This is a genomic window from Pseudarthrobacter defluvii (assembly GCF_030323865.1).
GTDB classification, from domain to species: domain Bacteria; phylum Actinomycetota; class Actinomycetes; order Actinomycetales; family Micrococcaceae; genus Arthrobacter; species Arthrobacter sedimenti.
The window spans coordinates 2,142,996-2,166,443 of the sequence record NZ_CP066362.1 but is presented as its reverse complement, the minus strand read 5'-3'; the positions used below and the strand labels follow the sequence as shown (position 1 = coordinate 2,166,443).

Annotated in this window: 20 protein-coding genes; 14 read left to right on the top strand and 6 right to left on the bottom strand. The window is 66.0% G+C overall.

What is annotated here, in order from left to right; genetic code table 11:
- Positions 1 to 3: 3 nt before the first annotated feature.
- Both JCQ34_RS09965 and JCQ34_RS09960 read right to left on the bottom strand, forming a co-directional pair.
- Positions 4 to 873, bottom strand: coding sequence for an aldo/keto reductase (locus tag JCQ34_RS09965; protein WP_286397206.1), 870 nt, complete (start codon positions 871 to 873; stop codon positions 4 to 6).
- A 19-nt stretch (positions 874 to 892) separates the two neighbouring features.
- Entirely contained in the window at positions 893 to 1,858 is a 966-nt protein-coding gene (locus JCQ34_RS09960) for a sugar-binding transcriptional regulator (RefSeq protein ID WP_286404404.1), read from the bottom strand.
- Positions 1,859 to 1,983: 125 nt separating this feature from the next.
- Between JCQ34_RS09960 and JCQ34_RS09955 the strand changes: the two genes are divergently transcribed.
- The 11 genes from JCQ34_RS09955 to holA all read left to right on the top strand — a co-directional run bounded on the left by JCQ34_RS09955 (position 1,984) and on the right by holA (position 16,466).
- Complete coding sequence (locus JCQ34_RS09955) at positions 1,984 to 3,807, top strand: glycerol-3-phosphate dehydrogenase/oxidase (RefSeq protein ID WP_286397204.1); 1,824 nt, start codon at positions 1,984 to 1,986, stop codon at positions 3,805 to 3,807.
- A 91-nt stretch (positions 3,808 to 3,898) separates the two neighbouring features.
- Positions 3,899 to 4,648 carry an MIP/aquaporin family protein gene (locus tag JCQ34_RS09950; protein WP_286397203.1) on the top strand — a complete coding sequence of 250 codons (750 nt, stop codon included), beginning with the start codon at positions 3,899 to 3,901 and terminating at the stop codon, positions 4,646 to 4,648.
- Positions 4,649 to 4,687: 39 nt separating this feature from the next.
- On the top strand, positions 4,688 to 6,202 hold the full coding sequence (glpK, locus tag JCQ34_RS09945) for a glycerol kinase GlpK (RefSeq protein WP_286397201.1): 1,515 nt from the start codon (positions 4,688 to 4,690) through the stop codon (positions 6,200 to 6,202).
- 389 nt (positions 6,203 to 6,591) lie between these two features.
- Positions 6,592 to 9,117 (top strand): leucine--tRNA ligase, encoded by a 2,526-nt coding sequence (gene leuS, locus JCQ34_RS09940; protein ID WP_286397200.1) that lies wholly within the window; start codon positions 6,592 to 6,594, stop codon positions 9,115 to 9,117.
- Between the two features lie 83 nt (positions 9,118 to 9,200).
- Positions 9,201 to 10,208 carry a DegV family protein gene (locus JCQ34_RS09935; RefSeq protein ID WP_286397197.1) on the top strand — a complete coding sequence of 336 codons (1,008 nt, stop codon included), beginning with the start codon at positions 9,201 to 9,203 and terminating at the stop codon, positions 10,206 to 10,208.
- Positions 10,209 to 10,294: 86 nt separating this feature from the next.
- Positions 10,295 to 10,594, top strand: coding sequence for a DUF4193 domain-containing protein (locus JCQ34_RS09930; protein ID WP_286397194.1), 300 nt, complete (start codon positions 10,295 to 10,297; stop codon positions 10,592 to 10,594).
- A gap of 154 nt (positions 10,595 to 10,748) precedes the next feature.
- Entirely contained in the window at positions 10,749 to 11,264 is a 516-nt protein-coding gene (locus JCQ34_RS09925; RefSeq protein ID WP_286397193.1) for a DUF805 domain-containing protein, read from the top strand.
- A gap of 331 nt (positions 11,265 to 11,595) precedes the next feature.
- Positions 11,596 to 12,417 carry a hypothetical protein gene (locus tag JCQ34_RS09920; protein WP_286397192.1) on the top strand — a complete coding sequence of 274 codons (822 nt, stop codon included), beginning with the start codon at positions 11,596 to 11,598 and terminating at the stop codon, positions 12,415 to 12,417.
- 115 nt (positions 12,418 to 12,532) lie between these two features.
- Complete coding sequence (locus tag JCQ34_RS09915; RefSeq protein ID WP_286397191.1) at positions 12,533 to 13,426, top strand: ComEA family DNA-binding protein; 894 nt, start codon at positions 12,533 to 12,535, stop codon at positions 13,424 to 13,426.
- Between the two features lie 182 nt (positions 13,427 to 13,608).
- Positions 13,609 to 15,516 carry a ComEC/Rec2 family competence protein gene (locus JCQ34_RS09910; RefSeq protein WP_286397189.1) on the top strand — a complete coding sequence of 636 codons (1,908 nt, stop codon included), beginning with the start codon at positions 13,609 to 13,611 and terminating at the stop codon, positions 15,514 to 15,516.
- Positions 15,450 to 16,466 carry a DNA polymerase III subunit delta gene (gene holA / locus JCQ34_RS09905; protein ID WP_286397187.1) on the top strand — a complete coding sequence of 339 codons (1,017 nt, stop codon included), beginning with the start codon at positions 15,450 to 15,452 and terminating at the stop codon, positions 16,464 to 16,466. Before JCQ34_RS09910 ends, holA begins: the two co-directional genes overlap by 67 nt.
- 174 nt (positions 16,467 to 16,640) lie before the next feature.
- Here holA and rpsT read toward each other — a convergent pair whose 3' ends face one another.
- Together rpsT and JCQ34_RS09895 are read right to left on the bottom strand one after the other, a co-directional pair.
- Positions 16,641 to 16,901 carry a 30S ribosomal protein S20 gene (gene rpsT / locus JCQ34_RS09900; protein ID WP_018761400.1) on the bottom strand — a complete coding sequence of 87 codons (261 nt, stop codon included), beginning with the start codon at positions 16,899 to 16,901 and terminating at the stop codon, positions 16,641 to 16,643.
- 169 nt (positions 16,902 to 17,070) lie between these two features.
- Complete coding sequence (locus tag JCQ34_RS09895) at positions 17,071 to 17,625, bottom strand: type II toxin-antitoxin system PemK/MazF family toxin (RefSeq protein ID WP_286397182.1); 555 nt, start codon at positions 17,623 to 17,625, stop codon at positions 17,071 to 17,073.
- A gap of 176 nt (positions 17,626 to 17,801) precedes the next feature.
- Here JCQ34_RS09895 and lepA point away from each other — a divergent pair, with 176 nt between their 5' ends.
- Entirely contained in the window at positions 17,802 to 19,658 is a 1,857-nt protein-coding gene (lepA, locus tag JCQ34_RS09890) for a translation elongation factor 4 (protein WP_286397179.1), read from the top strand.
- 25 nt (positions 19,659 to 19,683) lie between these two features.
- Positions 19,684 to 20,913, top strand: coding sequence for a radical SAM family heme chaperone HemW (gene hemW / locus JCQ34_RS09885; protein WP_286397176.1), 1,230 nt, complete (start codon positions 19,684 to 19,686; stop codon positions 20,911 to 20,913).
- 9 nt (positions 20,914 to 20,922) lie between these two features.
- On the opposite strand, the gene JCQ34_RS09880 is transcribed toward hemW, so the two are convergent.
- Both JCQ34_RS09880 and JCQ34_RS09875 read right to left on the bottom strand, forming a co-directional pair.
- Positions 20,923 to 21,333, bottom strand: coding sequence for a DUF4870 domain-containing protein (locus JCQ34_RS09880; RefSeq protein WP_056336732.1), 411 nt, complete (start codon positions 21,331 to 21,333; stop codon positions 20,923 to 20,925).
- Between the two features lie 76 nt (positions 21,334 to 21,409).
- The gene (locus JCQ34_RS09875; protein ID WP_286397170.1) at positions 21,410 to 22,258 is read right to left on the bottom strand and encodes a DUF3097 domain-containing protein; all 849 of its coding nucleotides are present in this window, start codon (positions 22,256 to 22,258) and stop codon (positions 21,410 to 21,412) included.
- Positions 22,259 to 22,432: 174 nt separating this feature from the next.
- On the opposite strand from JCQ34_RS09875, the gene hrcA reads away from it, so the two are divergent.
- A complete protein-coding gene (gene hrcA, locus JCQ34_RS09870; protein ID WP_286397168.1) occupies positions 22,433 to 23,446 on the top strand; it encodes a heat-inducible transcriptional repressor HrcA in 1,014 nt (337 codons plus the stop codon).
- Positions 23,447 to 23,448: the final 2 nt, after the last annotated feature.

Here is a 23,448-nt window from a genome sequence, read left to right as displayed (position 1 = left end):
GGCCTAGTTGACGTTGTCCGGATGGGAGCCGGTCCGCTGCCCGCGATCCAGCTCCTTGATGGCCACCAGATCGCGCTCTGAAAGCTCGAAATTGAAGACGTCGAGGTTCTCCCGGATCCGCGCTTCGGAGCTGGCCTTGGGAATGGCGATATTTCCCAGCTGCATGTGCCAGCGGAGGATCACCTGCGCGGGCGTTTTGCGGTGCTCGGCGGCGCAGGCCTGGATGACGGGGTCGGCAAGGACCTGGCCGCGGCCCAGCGGGCTCCATGCTTCCGTGCGGATTCCGAGTTCCGCGTGCTTGCTGCGCAGTTCTTCCTGCTGCAGCCAGGGGTGAAGCTCAATCTGGTTGACGGCGGGGACCACTTCAGCGCTTTGCAGCAGGCGGTCCAGGTGCGCCGGCTGGAAATTGCTGACGCCAATGGCGCGGACCCGGCCTTCGCGGTACAGGGTTTCCAAGGCGCGGTAGGTTTCGGGGAACAGGCCGCGGCGCGGACAGGGCCAGTGGATCAGGTACATGTCCACGTAGTCCAGGCCCAGGTTGACCATGGAGTCGTCGAAGGCCCGCAGGGTTGCATCGTAGCCGTGGTGGTCATTCCACACCTTCGTCGTGACGAACACGTCTTCCCGGCCAAGCGGCGGAAACAGTTCCCCGGAACCACCATTGCCTTCCCCGGCGCCCAGCTGGGAACTGATGCCCCTGGCCACCCCGGTTTCGTTGCCATACATGGCGGCCGTGTCGAAGTGCCGGTACCCGGCGGCGAGCGCGGTGGCTACCAGGCCTTCCGCGTCTTTTGCCGGCACCTTGTAGAGCCCGAAGCCGAGCTGGTCTATCAGCACGCCGTTGTTCAGGCTGAGTCGGGGTGAGGTTCTCATGGCATCGACTCTACCCACTTCAGCTGGTCAGTCCCTCGTAATCGACAAGGCGCCGGGCAGTGGCTTCATCAAGGATCAGGTCGGTCGCGAGCCGCGCCGCCAGGGCACCGCGGAGGCCATTGATCTTGGACACTCCCGATACCACGCAGATCCTGCGGCGGACTTGCCGCAGCTGGGCCAGTGCAGGGCCGGTGGACCTTTCGTTCAGGACGATCCCGTCAGAGGAACCGTCGCCCCGGAAGAAGACGGTGGCCACGTCGCCCACCACGTCGGAGTTGGCCAGCGCGTTCAGGTCGTCCTCGTCCAGGTACCCGCCGGCATAAACGTGACTGGGGTAGTCGGCGTGCACGGAACCGACACCGAAAATGGCGATGCTCATCTTGGCCTGCAGCTCCAGGACCCGCTGGACGCTGCGTTCATTCCACATTGCCGTCTTGGTGGCGGCGTGGTCGAAGAAGGCAGGGACAGGGAACTGTTCCACCCGGGCTCCGTAGGCGCTGCCGAACCTGCGCATGATGTCGCTTGCATAGGTAATGCCGGTGGTGTGCATGTTGCCGGCGCCGTTGAGCTGGACGATGACGCTGTCATGCGTGATCTTCCTGGTGAGGTGCCTGCTCACCGCACTGAGGGTTGATCCCCAGGCCACCCCGATGATGGCGTTGGAGTCCACCACCGGCCCGATGGTCCGCGCCGCCTGCATGGCAACCCGGTCCAAGGTCTCAGCCTCATTGAGCGTCCCGAGGATCGGGACCACATGGACGTCCAGGTTGTACCGGCGCCGGATCATCCCCTCCAGTTCGGGTCCGGTATCCAGGGGGTTGCGGATCTGGATCTGCACCAGGCCCGACTCCCTGGCGGAGGACAGGAGGCGGGAAACCGTGGACCGGGACGTCCGCAGTTCACGTGCTATCGCGTCCATCGTCAGGTCCTGCAGATAATACATTTGTGCAGCTCGGAGGGCGTCTTGGTCCCGGGAAAGTGCCATCTCAGTTCCGTTCTGCACGTTTGTGCATAGTCCTTGACTCCATTTTCCATTTCTCCAAACAATAGAGCAGAACGGCGGCGCCACCCAGCGGTGACCGCATCACACAAAGCCCCAAGGGAGTCGTTTTGGGACCCAAGGATTCATCTGTACAACCCTCTGTCAGCGCGCCCCTTTCAGCGGCCGAACGTTCGTCGGTCCACAGCCTGCGGCGCCGTCCACACGCAAAGGTGCTCGTGGTGGGAGGTGGCATCAACGGAGTCGGCACCTTCCGGGATCTGGCCCTGCAGGGCGTGGATGTAGCACTGGTGGAGCGCGGCGACTACTGCCAGGGTGCAAGCGGCGCATCCTCGCACATGATCCACGGCGGCATCCGGTATCTCGAGAACGGCGAGTTCCGCCTGGTCCGGGAATCCGTGGTGGAACGCAATCGCCTGCTGAAGATTGCCCCGCACTACGTCAAGCCCTTGCAGACAACAATCCCGATCTTCAGTACCTTCTCCGGGATCCTGTCCGCACCGCTGCGCTTCCTGACACACAAGCAGCAGGGCAAGCCCAAGGAGCGCGGCGCGTTCCTCATCAAGGCCGGCCTCAGCCTCTACGATTCGTTCTCCCGTGACGGCGGGACGGTGCCCCGGCACCAGTTCCGCACCCACAAGGCGGCCCTCCAGGAGCTACCTGCCCTCCGGCCCGACGTCAAGTACACGGCCACTTACTTCGATGCCTCCGTCCACAACCCCGAGCGGCTGACACTCGACGTCCTCCAGGACGGCGAAAAGGCCGGCCGGGCCGGCAACACCGAGGCCGCCGGAGCACAGGGAAACACCGCCCGCGCCAGCAACTACCTCTCGCTGCAGTCCATGTCGTCCGCACCCAACCCCGGGACCGGCCGGGGAAGCACCGTCCGGCTCCGCGACGAACTCACCGGTGAGGAATTCGACTTCACGGCGGACATCATCGTCAACACCACGGGGGCCTGGGTGGACAACACCAACGAGGCCATGGGCGCAGCTTCCTCCTTCATGGGCGGCACCAAGGGCTCCCACATCGTGCTTGACCACCCCGGCCTCCTCGCAGCCTGCCGCGGACGGGAAATCTTCTTCGAGCACACCGATGGCCGGATCGTCCTCATCTACCCCATGGGCGACCGCGTACTGGTGGGCACCACCGACGTCGATGCGGACATGTCGGAGGACGCGATCTGCACTGATGAGGAGATCCAGTACTTCTTCGACCTCATCGGCCACGTCTTCCCCTCGATCGACGTGACGCCCGACGACATCGTCTACACCTTCTCCGGGGTGCGCCCCCTGCCAAGCCACGACGCCACCCAGCCCGGCTTCGTCTCCCGCGACTACCGCATCGAACGGCGCGCCTCCGGCGCCAACGGAAGCGGCGCCGTCGTCCTGAGCCTGGTGGGCGGCAAGTGGACCACCTTCCGTGCCCTTGCTGAGCACCTGACCAACGAGGTCCTCGCCGAACTCGGCGTGCAGCGCAAGGTGTCGACGGCGCAGCTTTCCATCGGCGGCGGCGCCGGCTTCCCAGCCGATGACGCCGGCGTGCAGAAATGGATCAAGGCACACATGGACGCCGGCCGTGACGCCGACCGCACAGCCGGGCTGCTGACCCGCTACGGGACCCGCGCCGAAGCCGTGATCGCGTACCTCGATGCGGAACCCGACCAGCCACTGCGCTCCACCCGCGAACTGAGTGTCCGTGAACTCGGGTTCATGGCGGCAAACGAGCAGGTGGGGCACCTGGTGGATGTGTTTATCCGGCGGACCTCCCTGGCCTTCCGCGGGCTGGTTACCGGAGAACTTCTCAACGAAGTGGCGGAGGTGCTGTCCGTCCCGCTCAAGTGGGACGCTGCCACCCGCGCCGCTGAGATCAAGCACGCCCAGGACGTGCTGCAGCGTTTCCACCGCGTGGAAATGCACAGCCTGGTCTCCTAAGGCCGGGCAGCCGGCCGGGGCGCGCCAGCGTCCCGGCCCAACGGTCCTTCACCCGCGGAGGACCGACAACTAAACAAAGAAGGAGTCAAAGATGTCTCTAGGAATAGTCTTCCTCTCCGAAGTCTTTGGCACGGGCATGCTGACCCTGTTGGGTTGCGGCGTCGTTGCCAACGTGGCTTTGCGGGGGACAAAAGGCAACAACGGCGGTTTCCTCATGGTCACATGGGGGTGGGGAATCGCCGTCTTCTGTGGCGTCTTCGTCGCCGCCAAGTCGGGTGCGCACCTGAACCCTGCCGTTACGCTCGGCCTGCTGCTCAATGGCAAAGCCGAATACGCTCCTGGCGTCGCCGTGGATTTCGCCTCGACCCTGACCTACTTCGGCGGCGAAATGGTGGGTGCCTTCCTCGGTGCCGTCGTCTGCTGGCTGGCGTACAAGCAGCACTTTGATGACGAGCCCGAGCCCGCCGGCAAGCTCGGCGTCTTCTCCACCGGGCCCGCCATCCGCACCAGCAGCTGGAACCTGATTACCGAGATCATCGGCACCTTCGTGCTGGTGTTCGTGATCCTCACCCTCGGTGGCACCCCCTCCGGCCTTGGCCCGCTCGCCGTCGCCCTCCTGGTGGTCGGCATCGGTGTTTCCCTCGGCGGACCCACCGGCTACGCCATCAACCCCGCCCGTGACCTTGGCCCCCGCATCGCCCACGCAGTGCTTCCCATTCGCGGCAAGGGTTCCAGCGACTGGGCGTACTCCTGGATCCCCGTCGTCGGACCGCTGGTCGGCGGCGCGCTCGGCGGCCTGGTGGCCCGCATTGTTCCCATCATCATCACGGCTGCTGCCTGACCCGTACCGAATCCAACCAACAAAGACAAGGACGTCATCATGAACCAGTACGTAATCGCCATCGACCAGGGCACCACCAGCACGCGCGCCATCATCTTCGACCACAGCGGCGCCATTGTCTCCAGCGGACAGATGGAACACGAGCAGATCTTCCCGCAGGCCGGGTGGGTGGAACATGACGCTACTGAAATCTGGAACAACACCCGTGAGGTCATCGGCTCGGCCCTCTCCAAGGCGAACCTGACGCGGCACGATATCGCCGCCGTCGGCATCACCAACCAGCGTGAAACCGCTGTGGTGTGGGACAAGACCACGGGCAAGCCCGTGTACAACGCCATCGTCTGGCAGGACACCCGCACCCAGGACATCGTGGACCAGCTGGCGAAGGACGGCGGGGCAGACCGCTTCAAACAAAAAGTGGGACTGCCCCTGGCCACTTACTTCTCCGGCACCAAGATCAAATGGATCCTGGACAACGTTGACGGCGCCAGGGAAAAGGCCGAGGCCGGGGACCTGGTCTTCGGCAACACCGACGCGTGGGTCCTCTGGAACCTGACCGGCGGTGTTGACGGCGGCGTCCACGTCACTGACGTCACCAACGCTTCCCGCACCCTGTTCATGGACCTCGAAACCCTGCAGTGGGACGACGAGATCCTTGGCATCTTCGGCGTCCCGCGCAGCATGATGCCGGAAATCAAGTCCTCCTCGGAGGTTTACGGCACCGTCCACAGCTCACAGCTGCTCCGCGAGACGCCGGTGGCGGGCATCCTGGGCGACCAGCAGGCCGCGACGTTCGGCCAGGCCGCCTTCGATACCGGTGAAGCGAAGAACACCTACGGCACAGGCTGCTTCCTGATCTTCAACACGGGCGAGGAAATCGTCCACTCGAAGAACGGGCTGCTCACCACCGTGGGTTACAAGCTGGGCGACGCGAAACCGCATTATGCCCTCGAAGGGTCCATCGCGGTCACCGGCTCCCTGGTGCAGTGGCTTCGCGACAACCTGGGCATGATCAGCAGCGCCCCGGAAGTGGAAACGCTCGCTGCGTCGGTCAAGGACAACGGCGGCGTGTACATCGTCCCGGCGTTCTCCGGCCTGTTCGCCCCGTACTGGCGCTCCGACGCCCGCGGCGCGATTGTGGGCCTGACCCGGTTCGTCAACAAGAACCACATCGCACGGGCAGCGCTGGAGGCCACCGCGTTCCAGACCCGCGAGGTTCTGGATGCGGTCAACGCGGACTCCGGCGTGCCGCTGAGCGAGCTGAAGGTCGACGGCGGCATGGTTGCCAATGACGCCCTGATGCAGTTCCAGGCGGACATCCTTGGCGTCCCGGTGATCCGTCCCAAGGTCATTGAGACCACGGCGCTGGGGGCTGCGTACGCGGCAGGCCTGGCCGTCGGGTTCTGGAAGGACCTGGGCGAGTGCTCGGCCAACTGGTCCGAGGACAAGCGCTGGGAACCGCAGATGGACCAAGCCGAGCAGGAACGCCAGATGCGGCTCTGGAAGAAGGCGGTCACCAAATCCATGGACTGGGTCGACGAGGACGTTCGCTAGATCCAACTTAGGTTGAGGAAGGCGGCCCCTGCCCCGCCCGTCCCCTGCTGCTCCCTGACACTCGCAAGCTCGTGTCGGGGCCCTCGCAGCAGGGGGCCCATCGCGGTGCCCACCACACCCGGGCGAGGGGCCGCCTTCCTCATCCCTTCCGCGGCCTGTCCCACGTGGGTCGCTTGTTTCCATGTAGTGGTGGACACGCGGTAAGGTGAAGGTATGCGTGCGATCCTTCTGCTTACTTAGCCGCCGGCTCCGACTATCGGATAGCTGAGCGGCAGCCCCTCCCTTGGTGAGGGGCTTTTGTGTGTCCGGGGCTTTGCGCCGGGCCGGCAGCAGGGGGATCAGGCCGTTATGGCAGCACAGATGCCGTAACAGAACAGAAGAGGGCAGCAGTGGGCGTTCAGCCGGAGACAGAGACCGGAACAGCAACAACAGTGTCGGCGGAGCCTGAAGAGGGCACCTACAGTTTCACCGCCATGGAGGCCAAATGGCCGCAGGTGTGGGAAGACCTCAAGGTCTTCACCCCGGTGGACGACGGGTCCCGCGAGCGCCGCTACGTGCTGGACATGTTCCCGTACCCGTCGGGTGACCTGCACATGGGCCACGCCGAAGCGTTCGCCATGGGCGACGTGGTGGCCCGCTACCTGCGCCAGCAGGGCTTCGACGTGCTGCACCCCATCGGCTGGGACTCCTTCGGCCTGCCCGCGGAGAACGCCGCCATCAAGCGCAACGCCCACCCCAGCGAGTGGACCTACGCCAACATCGACACCCAGGCAGCGTCCTTCAAGCGGTATGCCATCTCCGCCGACTGGTCGCGCCGCCTCCACACCTCGGACCCCGAGTACTACCGCTGGACCCAGTGGCTGTTCAAGCGCTTCTATGAGCGCGGCCTGGCCTACCGGAAGAACTCACCGGTGAACTGGTGCCCCAAGGACCAGACCGTCCTGGCCAACGAGCAGGTTGTCAACGGCGCCTGTGAACGCTGCGGCACCACCGTTACCAAGAAGTCCCTGAACCAGTGGTACTTCAAGATCACCGATTACGCCGACCGCCTGCTGGACGACATGGAGGAGTTGCGCGGCCACTGGCCCGAGCGCGTCCTGGCCATGCAGAAGAACTGGATCGGCCGGTCCGAGGGTGCCCACGTCAACTTCGTGATCGAGGCCGACGGCGGCAAGCCCACCAAGGAGGTGACGGTCTTCACCACCCGCCCGGACACCTTGTACGGGGCAACGTTCTTCGTGGTGGCAGCCGACGCGCCGCTCGCCGTCGAACTCGTCACCGATGAGCACGCCGCCGCCCTGGACGAATACCGCGAGCGGGTCAAGGCACTCTCCGAGATCGAACGCCAGTCCACCGAGCGCGAAAAAACCGGCGTCTTCACCGGCCGCTACGCCATCAACCCCCTGAATGGCGAGAAGCTGCCCGTCTGGGCCGCCGACTACGTCCTCGCCGACTACGGCACGGGCGCCATCATGGCCGTCCCCGCCCACGACCAGCGCGACCTCGACTTCGCCCGCGCGTTCGACCTTCCCGTCCGCGCCGTCCTGGACACCGGCGAAGAGGATCCCGCTGTCTCCGGTACCGCCACGGCAGGGGAGGGCACCCTGGTCAACTCCGGCGAGCTCAACGGCCTGCGCAAGGCTGAGGCCATCCCGGCCGCCATCGCCATGCTGGAGCGGCAGGGCACGGGCGAGAAGTTCGTGAACTTCCGGCTCCGCGACTGGCTGCTGAGCCGCCAGCGCTTCTGGGGTACTCCCATCCCCATCATCCACTGCCCGTCCTGCGGCGAAGTTCCGGTGCCTGATGACCAGCTGCCGGTCACCCTGCCCTCGGACCTGCGCGGCGAGGACCTGGCGCCCAAGGGCACGTCGCCGCTGGCCGCCGCCGAGTCCTGGGTCAACGTTGAGTGCCCTACCTGCCACCGCCCCGCCAAGCGGGACACCGACACCATGGACACGTTCGTGGACTCTTCCTGGTACTTCCTGCGGTTCGTATCGCCGCACTACACAGAGGGACCCTTCGATCCGCAGAAGATCAACGACTGGATGCCGGTGGGCCAGTACGTGGGCGGCGTGGAGCACGCCATCCTCCACCTGCTGTACGCCCGGTTCTTCACCAAGGTCATCCACGACCTGGGCATGATCGACGCGGACGAACCCTTCAGTGCACTCCTCAACCAGGGCCAGGTGCTCAACGGTGGCAAAGCCATGAGCAAGTCGCTGGGCAACGGTGTTGACCTCGGCGAACAGCTGGACAAGTACGGTGTGGACGCTGTCCGCCTGACCATGGTGTTCGCTTCCCCGCCTGAAGATGACGTGGACTGGGCCGACGTTTCCCCGTCGGGGTCCGCCAAGTTCCTGGCCCGGGCGTGGCGCCTGGCCCAGGACGTCACCAGCGGGCCCGGTGTGGATTTCGCCGCGGGCGACCGCGCACTGCGCTCGGTCACGCACCGCACCATCGCCGAAGCCGCCGAACTCCTGGACGCCAACAAGTTCAACGTGGTGGTGGCCAAGCTGATGGAACTGGTCAATGCCACCCGCAAGGCCATTGATTCCGGCGCAGGCGCAGCTGACCCGGCAGTCCGGGAGGCCGCTGAGGCCGTCGCCGTGATCCTCAGCCTCTTCGCGCCGTACACGGCTGAGGATATGTGGAACCTGCTGGGCCACCCGGCTTCCGTTGCCAATGCCGGCTGGCCCGCGCACGACCCCGCGCTCCTGGTCCAGGAAACGGTCACCGCCGTTGTCCAGGTCCAGGGCAAGGTCCGCGACAGGCTTGAGGTTTCCCCCGGCGTTTCCGAGGACCAGCTGCGCGAGCTGGCCCTGGCGTCGGAGAACGTCCAGCGTGCCTTGGACGGCCGGGGCATCCGGACAGTGATCGTCCGTGCCCCTAAGCTGGTGAACATCGTCCCGGCCTAGCCGTATCCGCAGCATGGACCGGCCGTCGGGAGTTTTCCGGCGGCCGGTCCCGGCTGAGCCGGTCACCGTCTCCAGGAGGCCCTTTGCCTGACAGTAACGCCACGGCCTGGCCATGGGTGCGTGCACGGCTTTCCGGCCTCCGTCCCGCACCCCGGCCGGTCACCGGACGTGGCGGAGGCGCTGTGGTGCGCACCGCCGTCGTCACCGACTCGGCTGCCGCCCTCCCGGCGGACTATTCACGCGGGCTTCCGCGCGATGGAATCCTGACGGTGACGCCCATGCCCGTCATGGTGGGGGCGGAAATTTACGGCGAGGGTGAAGACGACATCCTGGACACCATCGCCGTGGCACTGGCCGCGGGGACACCAGTCAAAACATCCCGGCCATCGCCGGGCCAATTCGAGCAGGCCTACCGCGCTGCCGAGCTTCGTGGCTTCGAGGCGGTGGTGTCAGTCCATATCTCGGGAGAGCTTTCGGGCACGGCGGATTCCGCCCGGCTCGCTGCAGCCAGGGTGGGAATCCCCGTGGACGTTGTCGATACGCGGACCGTCGGCATGGCGCAGGGGATGGCGGTTCAGGCAGCCGTGGAAGCCGCGGCCGCTGGTGCGGACCGGGTGGCGGTGGCCGCTGCCGCATCATCGCAGGCGGAACGCACCAAGGTCTTTTTCTATGTACCCAGCCTGGAACAATTGAGGCGCGGCGGGCGGATCGGAGCCGCGGCGTCGCTGCTGGGAACCATGCTTGCCATCAAGCCCATCCTGGCCGTCCACGACGGCAGGATCGTCCCGCTCGAAAAAGTGCGTTCTGCCGGCAGGGCCGTGGCGCGCCTTGAGGAAATCGTGGTGGCCGAGGCGGCACCCCGTCCGGGTGAATCCGTCTGCCTTGCCGTCCACCACTTCGGCAACCCGGAGCAGGCTGAGAGCCTGGCAGCCAGGCTGGAAGCGGCTCTTCCGGAATGTCCCCCCGCGCAGATCAGCTCCCTGCCGGCGGTCCTGGCCGCCCACACCGGGCTGGGTGTCCTCGCGGTCATCGTGGGCAGGCTGGAACAGGCGCGGCCGGGAACTGACGGGCCCGCGGGCCACCACAAGTGAGCCAGCAGTTCCGGCAGGGAATTCTTTCGCTGGGCTGTACGTTGCAGCACCGGTAACACCCATCAAACGAAAAGAGATGTACCTTCGTGGCAACCGATTACGATGAACTCCGCACAGACGTCAAGGAATCCCAGGAAAACTCACTGGAGGCACTGAAGTCCGCCAAAGCGCCGGACGCGCAATCCGTGGTCCAGGAGCTCGACGAGGCCGACACCCTGGATGGGCTGACCCCTGGCGGAGAGTTCATCGCCGAAGAGCTCGTCGTCCAGGTCATTCCGCAGGCTGACGATGAGTTCACCTGCTGGTCCTGCTTCCTGGTCCGCCACCGCTCCCAGAAGGCGCGGGAAAAGGACGGTCATGCCTACTGCGTCGAATGTGAGGGCTGAGCGGCTCACGCCGGCAACCCCACAACCCGCTGGTTTTCTGTCTTCACCAAGGTCTTGTACCCGGCCGGTCCTGAAGTAGGGCCCTCTGGCCCAAGTGCTGGGGCCCCCGTTTCCGTAGCATGGGCGGCATCGCAGTACCGGAAGGGACAGTTCAATGGCCATGCAGCAGCCTCCAGACGCTTCGCGGAACAAAACCCCGGCGCTGGAGTTCCCTTACTACGGCGCCCCGCCAGTCGAGGCAGTCAAGCGCGTATTCCAGAAATACGCCGTCTTTACCGGGCGAGCCAGTCGCAGTGAGTATTGGTGGTGGTTTCTCGCCTCCGGACTGGCGTCCGCGGTGTTGAACTCGATCAGCCCGACAATCATTAATGGGCAGATAACGGGGTCCAGTGCGCTCGGGGGCATCTGGTTTCTCGCCACCGTGATCCCTTCGCTCGCTGTGGCGGTCCGACGACTCCATGATGCCAACCTCAGCGGCTGGTTGCTGCTCCTCACCCTTTTACCGGTGCTCGGCTGGATTGCCCTGATCGTGCTGCTCGCGCAGCGGGAGAACCCGCTGGGGCAACGGTTCGACAGGTACCCGCAAGCCGGGTACTGGCAGGCTCCAACAGGACCGGGATACAGTTCCCCGCCTGCGCCCCCGGGCTCCGACGGTCTTTCCCCCTCGTAAGCCGCCCCGCCAGACTGCTTCAGCACATCATCCCGCTTTCGTGGCGCAGTTTTTTGGGTCAGAAAGGGAAGCAATGAGCGCTTACCGGAAACCTGCCCTTTTGCTTTCCGTGGCGCTGGCGGTAATCCTTGGGGCTTGCGCGCAAGGGGGTTCACCGTTCAATCCCACGCCGTCCTCCCCCTCCGGATCACCGCAGCCTTCCTCGTCCGGCTCCCGGAGCCCTGCCTGTGACCTGATCACGCCGGAGATCGCAATGAAGGTCGATCCTGGTCTGGTACAGATGGGCCAGCAGGGGAAACCGGCCGGAAGCCGTGCATATGTCTGCAGCTACTTGAGCAAATCAAACAAAAGCCGGGCGCTCAGCGTCGCGTTGATCTCACCGGCATCAGCCACCGAGATCGCGGAGGCGAAGAAGACCCCTGACTGCTCGACGGTTGAGGGCATCGGTGATTTCGCGTGCATGCAGTGGTCGGGGTGGTTCCGGGGCGAGCCCGGAGGGGCGTCAGCAAATACGGTGCTCAAGGCTGTCAGGGGCAGCGAGTCTCTGGACCTGCGCATCGTGGACATGCCACCGATGTCGCCGGAGATCCCTGTGCCGGACGGCAACGCTGCAGCGCGCGCGATCGCGCAGGCGGCCGTCGAGGCAGGGTGGGGCAACGGCAAGAATCTCAACCTTCCATCCGCTCCACCGGTCGGTCCACAGACCACTACCAACAATCCCGTTTGCGCCATGGTGAGCGTTGATGCGCTCAAAGAGGCTTTTGGCACCACAACCCAGGCGCAGGTTCTCCCGGGCGAAGGCAACTGCCGCTATCAATTTGGCGCTCCAGGGACGCCCGGGCCGGACTCGCTCATGTTCTCCATCGAACTTCATGAGGGCGGCGCCGGCATGCTCTCAGGGCCCCTGCCGCCGGACGGGCAGAATATTGAAGGGGTTGGGGACAGCGCAGTCCTGGTCATCCGGTCAGAGCCGGGCGGACCAAAAGCCCTCCGGCCTCCGAGCGATGTACCGGTCACGTCCATGTCCCTCATGGTTGTTCGGGGCGGGAATACGGCGATCTTCACTGCACAGGTCCTGGTCTCGCCGGCCGGCCCCACCGAAGAGCAGGTCAAGGAACAATTCATCACCCTGGTCAAGGGGATCGACTTCTGAGCCAGTCGGGTCCGCCACCTGGACCGGACTGCCGGCTGCATTCGCCGTCGCCACGTTTCCACATACGGCCATGGGTGCCTCGCCGGGCAACCGACCGGGTTCCTAGGGTGGAGCTATGTCACGCCGCGATGCTGGAACAGCAGGTCAGCAGGCGCGGCACGCACGGGCCAGGCTTCAGGCGACCGTGGGCGAGGCCCGCCCCGGACTCCTGGAACATGGCCAGGGTCAGAACGGTTTTGAGTACCGGGGCCCCGGCGACGGCGATGGAGCTGAAAGTGAATCCGGCCGTGCACCTTCACTACGATGGCGGGTCGGCCTGCGCGTCGCCGTGCTGTTGGCCGCTCTGGCCGCGGCCGCCGGCGCGTGGTTCTGGTTCCAGGCAGGATCGGCAGTCCCTGAGGTCGTGCCGCTGAGCGGGCTCAGTTCCGGGGGACACACGGAAGAACGCCGGGGTGACGCCAGTGCGGGCCCGGCCCCTGACCCTGCTTCAGGCCAGGGGGAGTCCAATCCTGCGGGGCTGGTGGTGGTTCATGTCGCGGGAGCTGTTGCCAAACCTGGTGTCATCCGGCTGCAGCAGGGCAGCCGGGTAGATGACGCCATCGCCGCAGCTGGTGGTGCTTTGGCGGATGGCGATGCCAACCGGCTCAACCTTGCGCTGGTGGTGGAGGACGGCCAGAAGATCTACGTCCCGCAGCACGGGGAACCCCTGACCGGCGGGACGGACGCTGCAGCTTCGGCAGGCGCAGGGCCGGATGGTTCCGGCGCCGGCTCCTCCGGGACAAACGGCGCCGGGCAGCTGGGGGCACCGGGTGGGAAGGTCAACCTGAACACCGCCGAGGCTGCGGAGCTGGACACGCTGCCAAAGGTCGGCCCGGTGCTGGCACAGCGGATCGTGGACTGGCGGAAGGAACATGGTCCTTTCAAGAGCGTCGAAGAGCTGGACGCTGTGGACGGAGTTGGCCCCAAGATGCTTGAGGCCTTGCTTCCCTTGGTTACGGTCCAGGGGTAGCCGTGGCGGGCAATCCGGGCAGGAGACATACGGACAGGCGGCGGGTGGGCGCCGTCGCCGTCCGAAACCGCGGAGGTGGGAAAGGAACGTGCCGACCCGACGCGCAAAGTTTTGGCAGGCGAACGTCAGTAACCCGGCGTCCAAAAGCGCAGAGCCCCTGGAGCCGGTTCATTGAGTCGGCCGTGCAGGGCGTGGATGCAGTGCCGGCCGCCCGGGACACAACGCCGGCGTCCGGCCTGGACCGCCTGCGCGCACGGATCACTGAGACCCGCAAGGCCCAGGAAGAAGCCGGCTCAAATCCTGACGGGCTACAGAAGCGTACTGACCTCCGGCTTGCCCTGCCGGCAGCAGCGGTGTGGGCCGCGGCGGTGGCGGGGCTTTGGCTGCCTCCCACAGAGCTGGCCGTCCTCTGCTGCGCCCTGGTGGTGTTCGGCGCCGCCTTCCTGGCCCGTGCCGGCAGGGGCAGACGGAAACGCAGCGCCCACAGCCGCGCCGGGCCTGCCGCAGGTCCCACGTTGCGGGCGTCCCGGAGCCGCAGCTTTAGGGCGGCAGTGGGGGTCTCTTTGCTACTGGCTGCTGCCGGCGCAGCCCACTCGGCAACAGCATCCAGCCAACGGTCCGCTGGCCCACTAGCGGAGGCGGTCGCGGCAGGGAAGTCGGCCGTCGCCGTGGTCGAGGTGGCAGGAAACCCGCGTGTCATCGGCGGGCGGGGAAGAACGGGGGGACGCTGGTCCGTGCCGGTGTTGACCCGTGAAATGACAACAGGCGGCGTTCTGGTACGGATACGGGCCCGGCTGGTGGTCATGGGCGGACAGGGCTGGGGGAACGTTGTCCCGGGGCAGACCCTGCGGGCAACCGGCAAGCTACGGCCTGCAGAGCCCGGCGGGCAGGAAGTGGGAATCCTCAACGCCTCGACGGGCCCCGGTAACGCCGCAGGCAGCCCGCTGTTGGATAACGGTTCTTTGCTTGAGGCGGGAGCGAGGGAGCTGCGGGGTCGTTTCGTTGCCGCCTCCGCTTTCCTCCCATCCGACGCCCGCGGACTTCTTCCGGGAATGGTCACCGGTGACACCAGCGCATTGGATGAGGGCCTGGGCAACGCGATGAAGGCCGTGGGCATGACCCACCTGACAGCGGTCAGCGGCGCAAACTGCAGCCTGGTCCTGGGCGCGCTGCTGGTCCTGTGCCGCCGGTTCCGGCTGCCCCGCGCTCCTGCTGCAGGAGCCGCCCTCGCCGGCCTGGGCCTGTTCGTTGTCCTGGTGGGACCTGATGCCAGCGTCCTGCGCGCGGCGCTGATGGGTGCCATTGGTGTCACGTCCCTGGCAGGCGGCCGCTCGGGGCGCGGCCTGAGCTTCCTGTGCCTCGCTGTTATCGGTCTCCTGCTGACCGACCCGGAGTTGGGCTCGAGTTTCGGATTCCTGCTGTCCGTCCTGGCCACACTGGGCATCATCCTCCTGGGACGGCGGATCGTCGGCTGGATTCCGGCGGCAGTGCCACGGTGGTTGGCTGCGGCAGTTGCGGTTCCGTTGTCGGCCCAGTTGCTGTGCGGGCCCGTGATCGTCCTCCTGCAGCCCCAGTTTGCTACCTATTCGCTGCTGGCCAACGTGGTGGCCTCGCCCTTGGTTGCTCCCGTGACCTTGCTGGGCACAATTGCGGTACCCCTGGTGGTTCTGCTGCCGTGGCTGGCCACGGGGCTGATAGCGGTGGCGGGTATGTTCAGCGCCGGAGTAGGGGGCGTCGCCCGATGCGCCGCTCAATTGCCCGGTTCCGCCCTTCCCTGGCCGGAGGGGGTACCCGGGCTGCTCTCCATGGTGTTGCTCTCGGCGGTGACCCTCGGCACCGTGTGGGCGGTGGCGCGGCCCATGCGGCTCGTCCGCAAGGTACGGGAATTGCACGCCGCCACCGTGGTGCTGATCGGGCTGGTGGAACACCGGCTGCAGCAGTTCCGCCGCGCCTGCGGCTTGGAGCGGGGGCGCAGACATGGCAGGCTGGGATACTGCAATAACACCTCCGGAAGGGACCTTCGATGGCCGCTGCGCAAAAGCGAGCAACCCGCTCCCCGGCATCGAATACGGCCTCCTGGCGGGACGTAGCCCCGGCCCGGATCGTGCTGGTGAGCGGGCCGGAAGAGTACCTGGGCATCAGGGCCATGGACAGGATCCGTTCGCAGGTCAGGGCGGCTGCACCGGACGTTGAATTGAGCCGTATGAATGCTGCCGGGTATGAACCCGGCGCCCTCACCATGCAGGTGAGTCCCTCCTTGTTCGGCGAAAGCAAGCTCATCGAGGTGGAAGCCGTGGAGGGCATGAACGATGCCTTCCTTGCGGATGCCCTCGCATACCTCCAACATCCGGAGGAGGACGCCGTCGTGGTGCTCCGCCACGCCGGGGGAGCGCGGGGCAAGAAGCTCCTGGACGCCATCCGGAAGGACGGCTGGCCCGTGGTTGACTGCCAGCCGCTGAAGAAAGACGCCGACAAGGTCCAATTCGTGGCCGCGGAGTTTAAAGCAGCCGGCCGGCGCATCAACCAGGATGCCGTCCAGGCACTGGTGAACGCCGTCGGTGCAGACCTGTCCGAACTTGCCGCCGCGTGCGCCCAACTGATCGCGGACGCGGGCACCACCGTCACCACGGACACGGTGGACAAATACTATGGCGGCCGGGTCGAAGCTACCGCGTTCAAGGTGGCCGACGCGGCAATGGCAGGAAACGCGCCGCTGGCACTGTCCACCCTGCGCCATGCCCTTGCCACCGGCGCAGACCCGGTGCCCCTGGTGGCAGCCCTCGCATCCAAGCTGAGGACGGTGGCCCGGGTGGCAGGTGCCTCTGGATCGTCAGCGCAGATCGCCGCGGAGCTGGGCATGCAGCCCTGGCTGGTCGAGCAGGCGCAGCGGGATGTCCGGCGCTGGACGCCCGAGGGCCTGGTGCGCTCCATCCAGGTCACGGCGGAGGCTGACGCGCAGGTCAAGGGCCTGTCCCGGGATCCGGTCTACGCGGTGGAGCAAGCCGTGACCGTGATTGCCATGTCCGTCCAGGGCAGGTAGCGCCAGGACTCCGTCAGCTCCTGCCGCCCTGCCGCATCCCGCAGCAGATCGAACAGGCGTTTCAGGTGACAGTCGACGGCGGCCTGCCGCGGCTACCCGAACAAACCGTTTAAAGCCGTGTGGCCGGTACCCGAGGGTACCGGCCACACCATCAGTTCGTGGGAACTGGAAACCTTAGAGTGCGTTGACCTTCTTGGAGATCGCCGACTTGCGGTTCGCTGCGTTGTTCTTGTGCAGAACACCCTTGCTGACAGCCTTGTCCAGCTTACGGCTGGCAGAAACGAGCGCAGTAGTAGCAGCTTCCTTGTCAGCGGACTCAACAGCGGTGTTGACGGCGCGGATGGCCGTCTTCAGCTCGGACTTGACTGCGTTGTTGCGCAGGCGGGCCTTCTCGTTGGTCAGGATGCGCTTCTTCTGGGACTTGATATTCGCCACGTGTGAACTCTCTTTGTAATGCGGAAATGGTCTAGAGGGCTTTCAAGCTGGCCTTGACTGAGCGGCGTGGGGATACCTATGGCGGCCAACCATCAGTGACCGTCGACCTGCACGGACACACAGCAATAAAGAATAGCAGGTCAGCGGCGGCGCTGGCCATTTGCGCCGGTCACGTCCACCCGTGTCGCCCCCGGAGACCGGCTGCCACTTTTTCGAAGCGCGCCCTGTCCAGCACCGCACCTTCCCTCCGGATGCTGTCGGGCCGGATCTGAAGGATCCGGTCCAGCCGCACCTCGCTCGCCCTGCCCTGCCTGTCCCAGCCGCCGGCACCCAGGTCCACGTACCCGGATGCAGTGGAACCGTCGGGCACCCTGTCCCTGCTGGTCAGCATCAGTCCCAGCAGGTATGGGCCGTTATGCCCCACCAGGAGGACCGGCCGGTCCTGCCCCTTGGCGTGGTCCTCCTCGTAAGGGACCCAAGCCCACACCACCTCACCCGGATCCGGATCGCCGTCCGGCCGCGGGGCGTAGTGGATGGCGGCACGGCCGCGGAAGTCCCCAGGGTAGGCCGCAGCCTCTGGGGCGACGCTGCCGTGTCCGGGCCGCCGGCCGCCGGGGCGCCTGTCCGGCAGGCGGCCAGGGGCCTTCGGAGCGGACGGTCGGTTCTGCAGCAGCCGCAGTCCGCGGCGGACGGCGTTTCCCAGGGAGCGGAGATCAATAGCCATCCGGACAGCCTATCTGCGGGGTTGCGCCGCCGAAACGCCCTTGTATGTGCCGGTCCGGATGCGGTGGCGGGGTCCCGGACGTGGGACACTGGATGTTCAAGATGTGCGGCTGGACCGCAGGCACCTTTCGCGTGCCTGCCGGATGGCTGCAGAAAAGCCAACAGTAAGGACCCTGCGTGTCTCCCATGGCCCGCACCGCACCGGTGCCCGCCGCGACAGATCCGGCAATCATTCGGAACTTTTGCATCATCGCGCATATTGACCACGGCAAGTCCACCTTGGCGGACCGGATGCTGCAGTCCACCGGGGTGGTCCAGGCGCGCGACATGAAGGCCCAGTACCTGGACCGCATGGACATCGAGCGTGAACGCGGGATCACCATCAAGTCCCAGGCTGTCCGCATGCCGTGGGAGGTGGACGGCGTGAGTTATGCACTGAACATGATCGACACCCCGGGCCACGTTGACTTCACCTACGAGGTGTCCAGGTCCCTGGCCGCCTGCGAGGGCGCAATCCTGCTGGTGGACGCGGCCCAGGGCATTGAGGCCCAGACGCTCGCCAACCTCTACCTGGCCATGGAGAACAACCTCACCATCATTCCGGTGCTGAACAAGATCGACCTGCCGGCGGCGCAGCCCGAGAAGTATGCAGCCGAGTTGGCCAATCTGATCGGCGGCGATCCCGAAGATGTCCTGCGGGTGTCCGGCAAGACGGGCGTTGGCGTGGAAGCACTGCTGGACAAGATTGTCCGGGACCTGCCGGCGCCGAAGGGTGACCCCGATGGTCCTGCCCGTGCCATGATCTTCGATTCTGTTTACGACACCTACCGCGGTGTGGTGACCTATGTGCGTGTGGTGGACGGCATGCTCCACCCGCGGGAACGCATCCAGATGATGTCAACCAGGGCCTCGCACGAGCTCCTGGAAATCGGCGTCAGCTCGCCTGAACCCACACCTTCCAAGGGCCTGGGCGTCGGTGAAGTGGGTTACCTGATCACCGGTGTGAAGGACGTCCGGCAGTCCAAGGTTGGCGATACCGTCACCAACCTGGCCAAGCCGGCCGCCGAGTCGCTCCCCGGCTACGCCGATGCCAAGCCCATGGTGTTCTCGGGCCTGTACCCGCTGGACGGCGCCGACTACCCGGTCCTCCGCGACGCCCTCGAAAAGCTCATGCTCAATGACGCCGCGCTGGTATACGAACCGGAGACGTCGGCCGCACTGGGATTCGGGTTCCGCGTCGGCTTCCTGGGTCTCCTTCACCTGGAGATCACCCGCGAACGCCTGGAGCGCGAATACAACCTCGACCTCATCTCCACTGCGCCGAACGTGGAATACGAGGTCACGCTGGAGGACAAAAAGGTGGTCCGCGTGACCAACCCCAGCGAGTACCCCACCGGCAAGATCGCGGAAGTACGCGAACCGATGGTTTCCGCCACCATCCTGGCCCCCAACGAATTCGTCGGCGCCATCATGGAGCTGTGCCAGTCGCGCCGCGGCGTCATGGGCGGCATGGACTACCTTTCCGAGGACCGGGTGGAAATCCGCTACCGCCTGCCGCTGGCGGAAATCGTCTTCGACTTCTTCGACATCCTGAAGTCGAAGACCCGTGGCTACGGATCGCTGGACTGGAAAGCCGATGGCGAGCAGGTTGCCGACCTGGTCAAGGTGGACATCATGCTCCAGGGCGAGCAGGTGGACGCCTTCAGTGCCATCACCCACCGGGACAAGGCTTACGCCTACGGCGTGATGATGACCGGCAAGCTCCGCGAACTCATCCCGCGGCAGCAGTTCGAGGTGCCCATCCAGGCGGCCATCGGTTCCCGAATCATCGCCCGTGAAAGCATCCGGGCCATCCGCAAGGACGTACTGGCGAAGTGCTACGGCGGTGACATCTCGCGTAAGCGCAAGCTCCTGGAAAAGCAGAAAGAAGGCAAGAAGCGCATGAAGATGGTGGGGACGGTGGAAGTGCCGCAAGAGGCCTTCATCGCCGCCCTCACCACGGACGAATCGAAGGACAAGGCAAAGAAGAAGTGACCACTGCGCAGCGGGGGACGCGCTGATGCCCAGCGTCCTTCCCCTCGGCGACCCGGCGCCGTCGGACGGCCTGCTGCCTGCACAGGCAGCGGACGGTGCGGCGGGCCGGGCATTTGGCCTGTACGTCCACATCCCGTTCTGCGCGGTGCGCTGTGGCTACTGCGACTTCAATACCTATACCGCCACGGAACTCGGCGGCGGTGCTTCGCAGGACGCATATGCGCAAACGGCGGTGTCGGAAGTGGCGCTGGCGGCGAACGTGCTGGCAGGTTCCGGCCTGCCGGAGCGGAAGCTCAGCACTGTCTTCTTTGGGGGCGGCACGCCCACGCTGCTGCCCGCTGATGACCTCGCCCTGATCCTTCGCGCTGCCATTGACCATTGGGGCATCGAGGACGGTGCCGAAGTCACCACGGAAGCCAACCCGGACTCTGTCACCCCTGAATCCCTGGCCGTCCTCAAGGAGGCCGGCTTCACCCGCGTGTCCTTTGGCATGCAGTCCGCCGTTCCGCACGTCCTCAAGGTCCTTGACCGCACCCACACGCCGAGCCGGGTACCGCAGGTGGTGCAGTGGGCCCGGGAAGCCGGCCTGGCCGTCAGCCTGGACCTGATCTACGGCACGCCGGGGGAGACACTGGCCGACTGGCGCCACTCCCTGGAGACGGCCCTGTCCTACCAGCCTGACCACATCAGCGCCTACGCGCTGATCGTCGAGGAAGGGACCAAGCTGGCAGCCCAGATGCGCCGTGGCGAAGTCCCGGGAATTGACGACGACGACCACGCCGACAAGTACGAGCTCGCCGACCAGCTGATCACCGAAGCAGGGCTCGGCTGGTATGAGGTCAGCAACTGGGCGCGCACTCCGGATCAGGCGTGCCGGCACAACCTGGCCTACTGGCGGGGAGACGACTGGTGGGGGATCGGCCCCGGCGCACATTCGCACGTGGGCGGGGTCCGCTGGTGGAACGTCAAGCACCCGTCCGCCTATGCCAACAGGCTGTCGCAGGGGCTGTCGCCGGCTGCCGGCAGGGAAACCCTGGATGCGGAAACCACAAACCTGGAAAAGGTGATGCTCGAGGCGCGCCTGCAGTCAGGGCTCGAGGTGTCAACGCTTAGCGCTGCCGGGCGGCATGAGGTGGCCGGGCTGATCGCGGGCGGCCTGGTGGAGCCCGCTGCCGCTTTCCGGGGACGCCTGGTCCTGACCCTCAAGGGCAGGCTGCTGGCAGACGCGGTGGTCCGCCGCATCCTCCCGGACTGACCTGGGCCGCTACTTGATCCAGCGCAGGTTGTACTGGTAGCGGTGCGGTTGGCCGCGGTTGACGTGGATGCCGGCGGCCACCGAGAAGCACGTGAGCGCCACCCAGATCAGTGTGGCGATGACCGCGAAAATGTTCCCCACGTAGGGGATGAAGACCAGGATGTTGGCCAGGACCGCGGCGATGGTGGGCGGCAGGCTGAAGTTCAGCGCTTCCTTGGACTCCTGGGCGGTGAACGGCCCGCGGTCGCGGAAGATCAGGTAGATCAGCAGCGACGGGATACACCCCAGGATTCCGCCGAAGTGAGCCAGCGTGGCCCATTGGCGGTCTTCGCTGGCCGTAAGCGGCAGGGCGTTGGCGGGTACGCCATGGTACTCGGAACGGCCCTGGCCGTCCCTGTGATCACGTGCGTTTTCTGCCACAGTCTGTGTCCTTCTGAGGTGCAAGTTGGTGCTGACTACTACCAAGAATACTGGCTTTGCGGCCGTCGCCCGCCCGTCAGGGCACGGTGAGGAAATCAATGACTTCCTCAACCCGGCCCAGCAGCGACGCTTCGAGGTCCGCGTACGTGCGTACGGCACCGAGCAGCTTCTGCCATCCGAGGCCGATGTCTTCCTTCGTGGCGTGGGGCCAGCCGAAGGCATTGAGGATCCCGGTCTTCCAGTCCTGCCCGCGGGGGATGGCGGGCCATTTTTCGATGCCCAGGACTGCAGGGCGGATTGCCTGCCACACGTCCACGTACGGGTGCCCGACGATCAGGACGTTGCCGGCCGCGCCCGGGGACGCCATGACGGCGTGGGCGATCCGGGATTCCTTGGAATCGGGAACCAGGTGGTCCACCAGCACACCGAGTCGGCGGCCCGGGCCGGGCCTGAAGTCCGCGACGGCAGCGGCCAGGTCGTCGATGCCGTGGAGGGGCTCGACGACGATGCCTTCCACGCGCAGGTCGTCTCCCCAGACCTTTTCCACCAGTTCGGCGTCGTGCTTGCCTTCCACCCAGATCCGGCTTGCCTTGGCAACCTGGGCGCGCTGGCCGGAGACGCGCACCGAACCGGAGGCAGTCCTGCCGGCGGGAGCACCGACGGCCGCCTTGGGCGCCGGCGGCATCAACCGGATGGGCTGGCCCTCGAGGAGGAAACCGAACCCCAGCTTGAAGGACCGCGACTTTCCGCGGCGGTCCTCCAATGCAACGACGTGCATTCCGCCGGACTTCTCCACGCGGGTGACGGCGCCCACCCAGCCGGACTGTACTTCCTCAAGCACCATGCCGCGCTCCACGGGGACCTCGGGCAGCTCCGTCCGCGTGGGAGCGGAAATGCCCCGGGGGCCCCAGTTCTGGTAATCCATGGAATCGATCCGCCTAGCGCTAGCTCCTTAGCCCGGGAGTTTCGCCCGGAGCGGTACCAATGCTAACAACGGGCCGAGGCATAATAGACTGTTAGCACTTAGGCATGTCGAGTGCTAACCCCCGGGTGGCACCGGGCGGGGCGGGCGGCCCCGGACCATGGATGGAGGTGGAGAGTGAGCGAGCCACGCAAACTGGAAGTACTGCGGGCCATCGTGGAGGATTACGTCCACTCCCGCGAGCCGGTTGGGTCAAAGGCCCTGGTGGAGCGGCATCATCTTGGCGTTTCCAGCGCCACCATCCGCAATGACATGGCCGCGCTGGAGGACGAGGGGCTGATCACCGCCCCCCATACCAGCGCCGGCCGGATCCCCACCGACAAGGGCTACCGGCTCTTTGTCGACCAGATCTCGGCAGTCAAGCCCCTTTCGGCTGCAGAACGCCGTGCCATCCAGACCCTCCTGGAGGGCGCGGACGACCTCGACGACGTACTGGACCGAACCGTTCGGCTGCTGTCGCAACTGACCAACCAGGTGGCCGTGGTCCAGTACCCGCACCTGAGCAGGGCACTTGTCCGCCACATCGAATTCGTGCTGCTGGCACCGCGGAAGGTCCTCGTGGTCCTCATCGCCAACAGCGGCAAGGTGGAGCAGCGCGTCATGGACGTCGGCCAGGACCTTGGCGACGAGGCGCTGGCCGAGTTGCGCACCCGTTTCCTGGCTGCCCTGGGGGGAACCCGGCTGAGCCACCTCGCCCAGGCCCTTCCCGCCGTCGTGGCTGCAACGCCCCACTCGCAGCGCCAGGCGGCACACGCGCTGGCCGTCGGCCTTGAGGGGCTGGCGCAGAGCAGTCGGGAAGACCGCATGGTCATGGCCGGCACCGCCAACCTCGCCCGGTCCAATGTGGACTTTCCCCTCAGCATTGGCCCTGTGCTGGAGGCGCTCGAGGAACAGGTGGTGATGCTGCGGCTGTTGAGCGAGATGGCCCAGGACCACCGGGGCGTGGCTGTCAGCATCGGAAGGGAGAACCCCTACGACGGGCTTGCTGAGGCCTCCGTGGTGGCCACCGGCTACGGTCCGGACAGCGCAGCCAAAGTGGGAATCCTCGGTCCTACCCGAATGGACTATCCCACCACCATGGCCGCCGTCAGGGCGGTAGCCCGCTACCTTTCGAGGATTTTGGGGCCCTGACT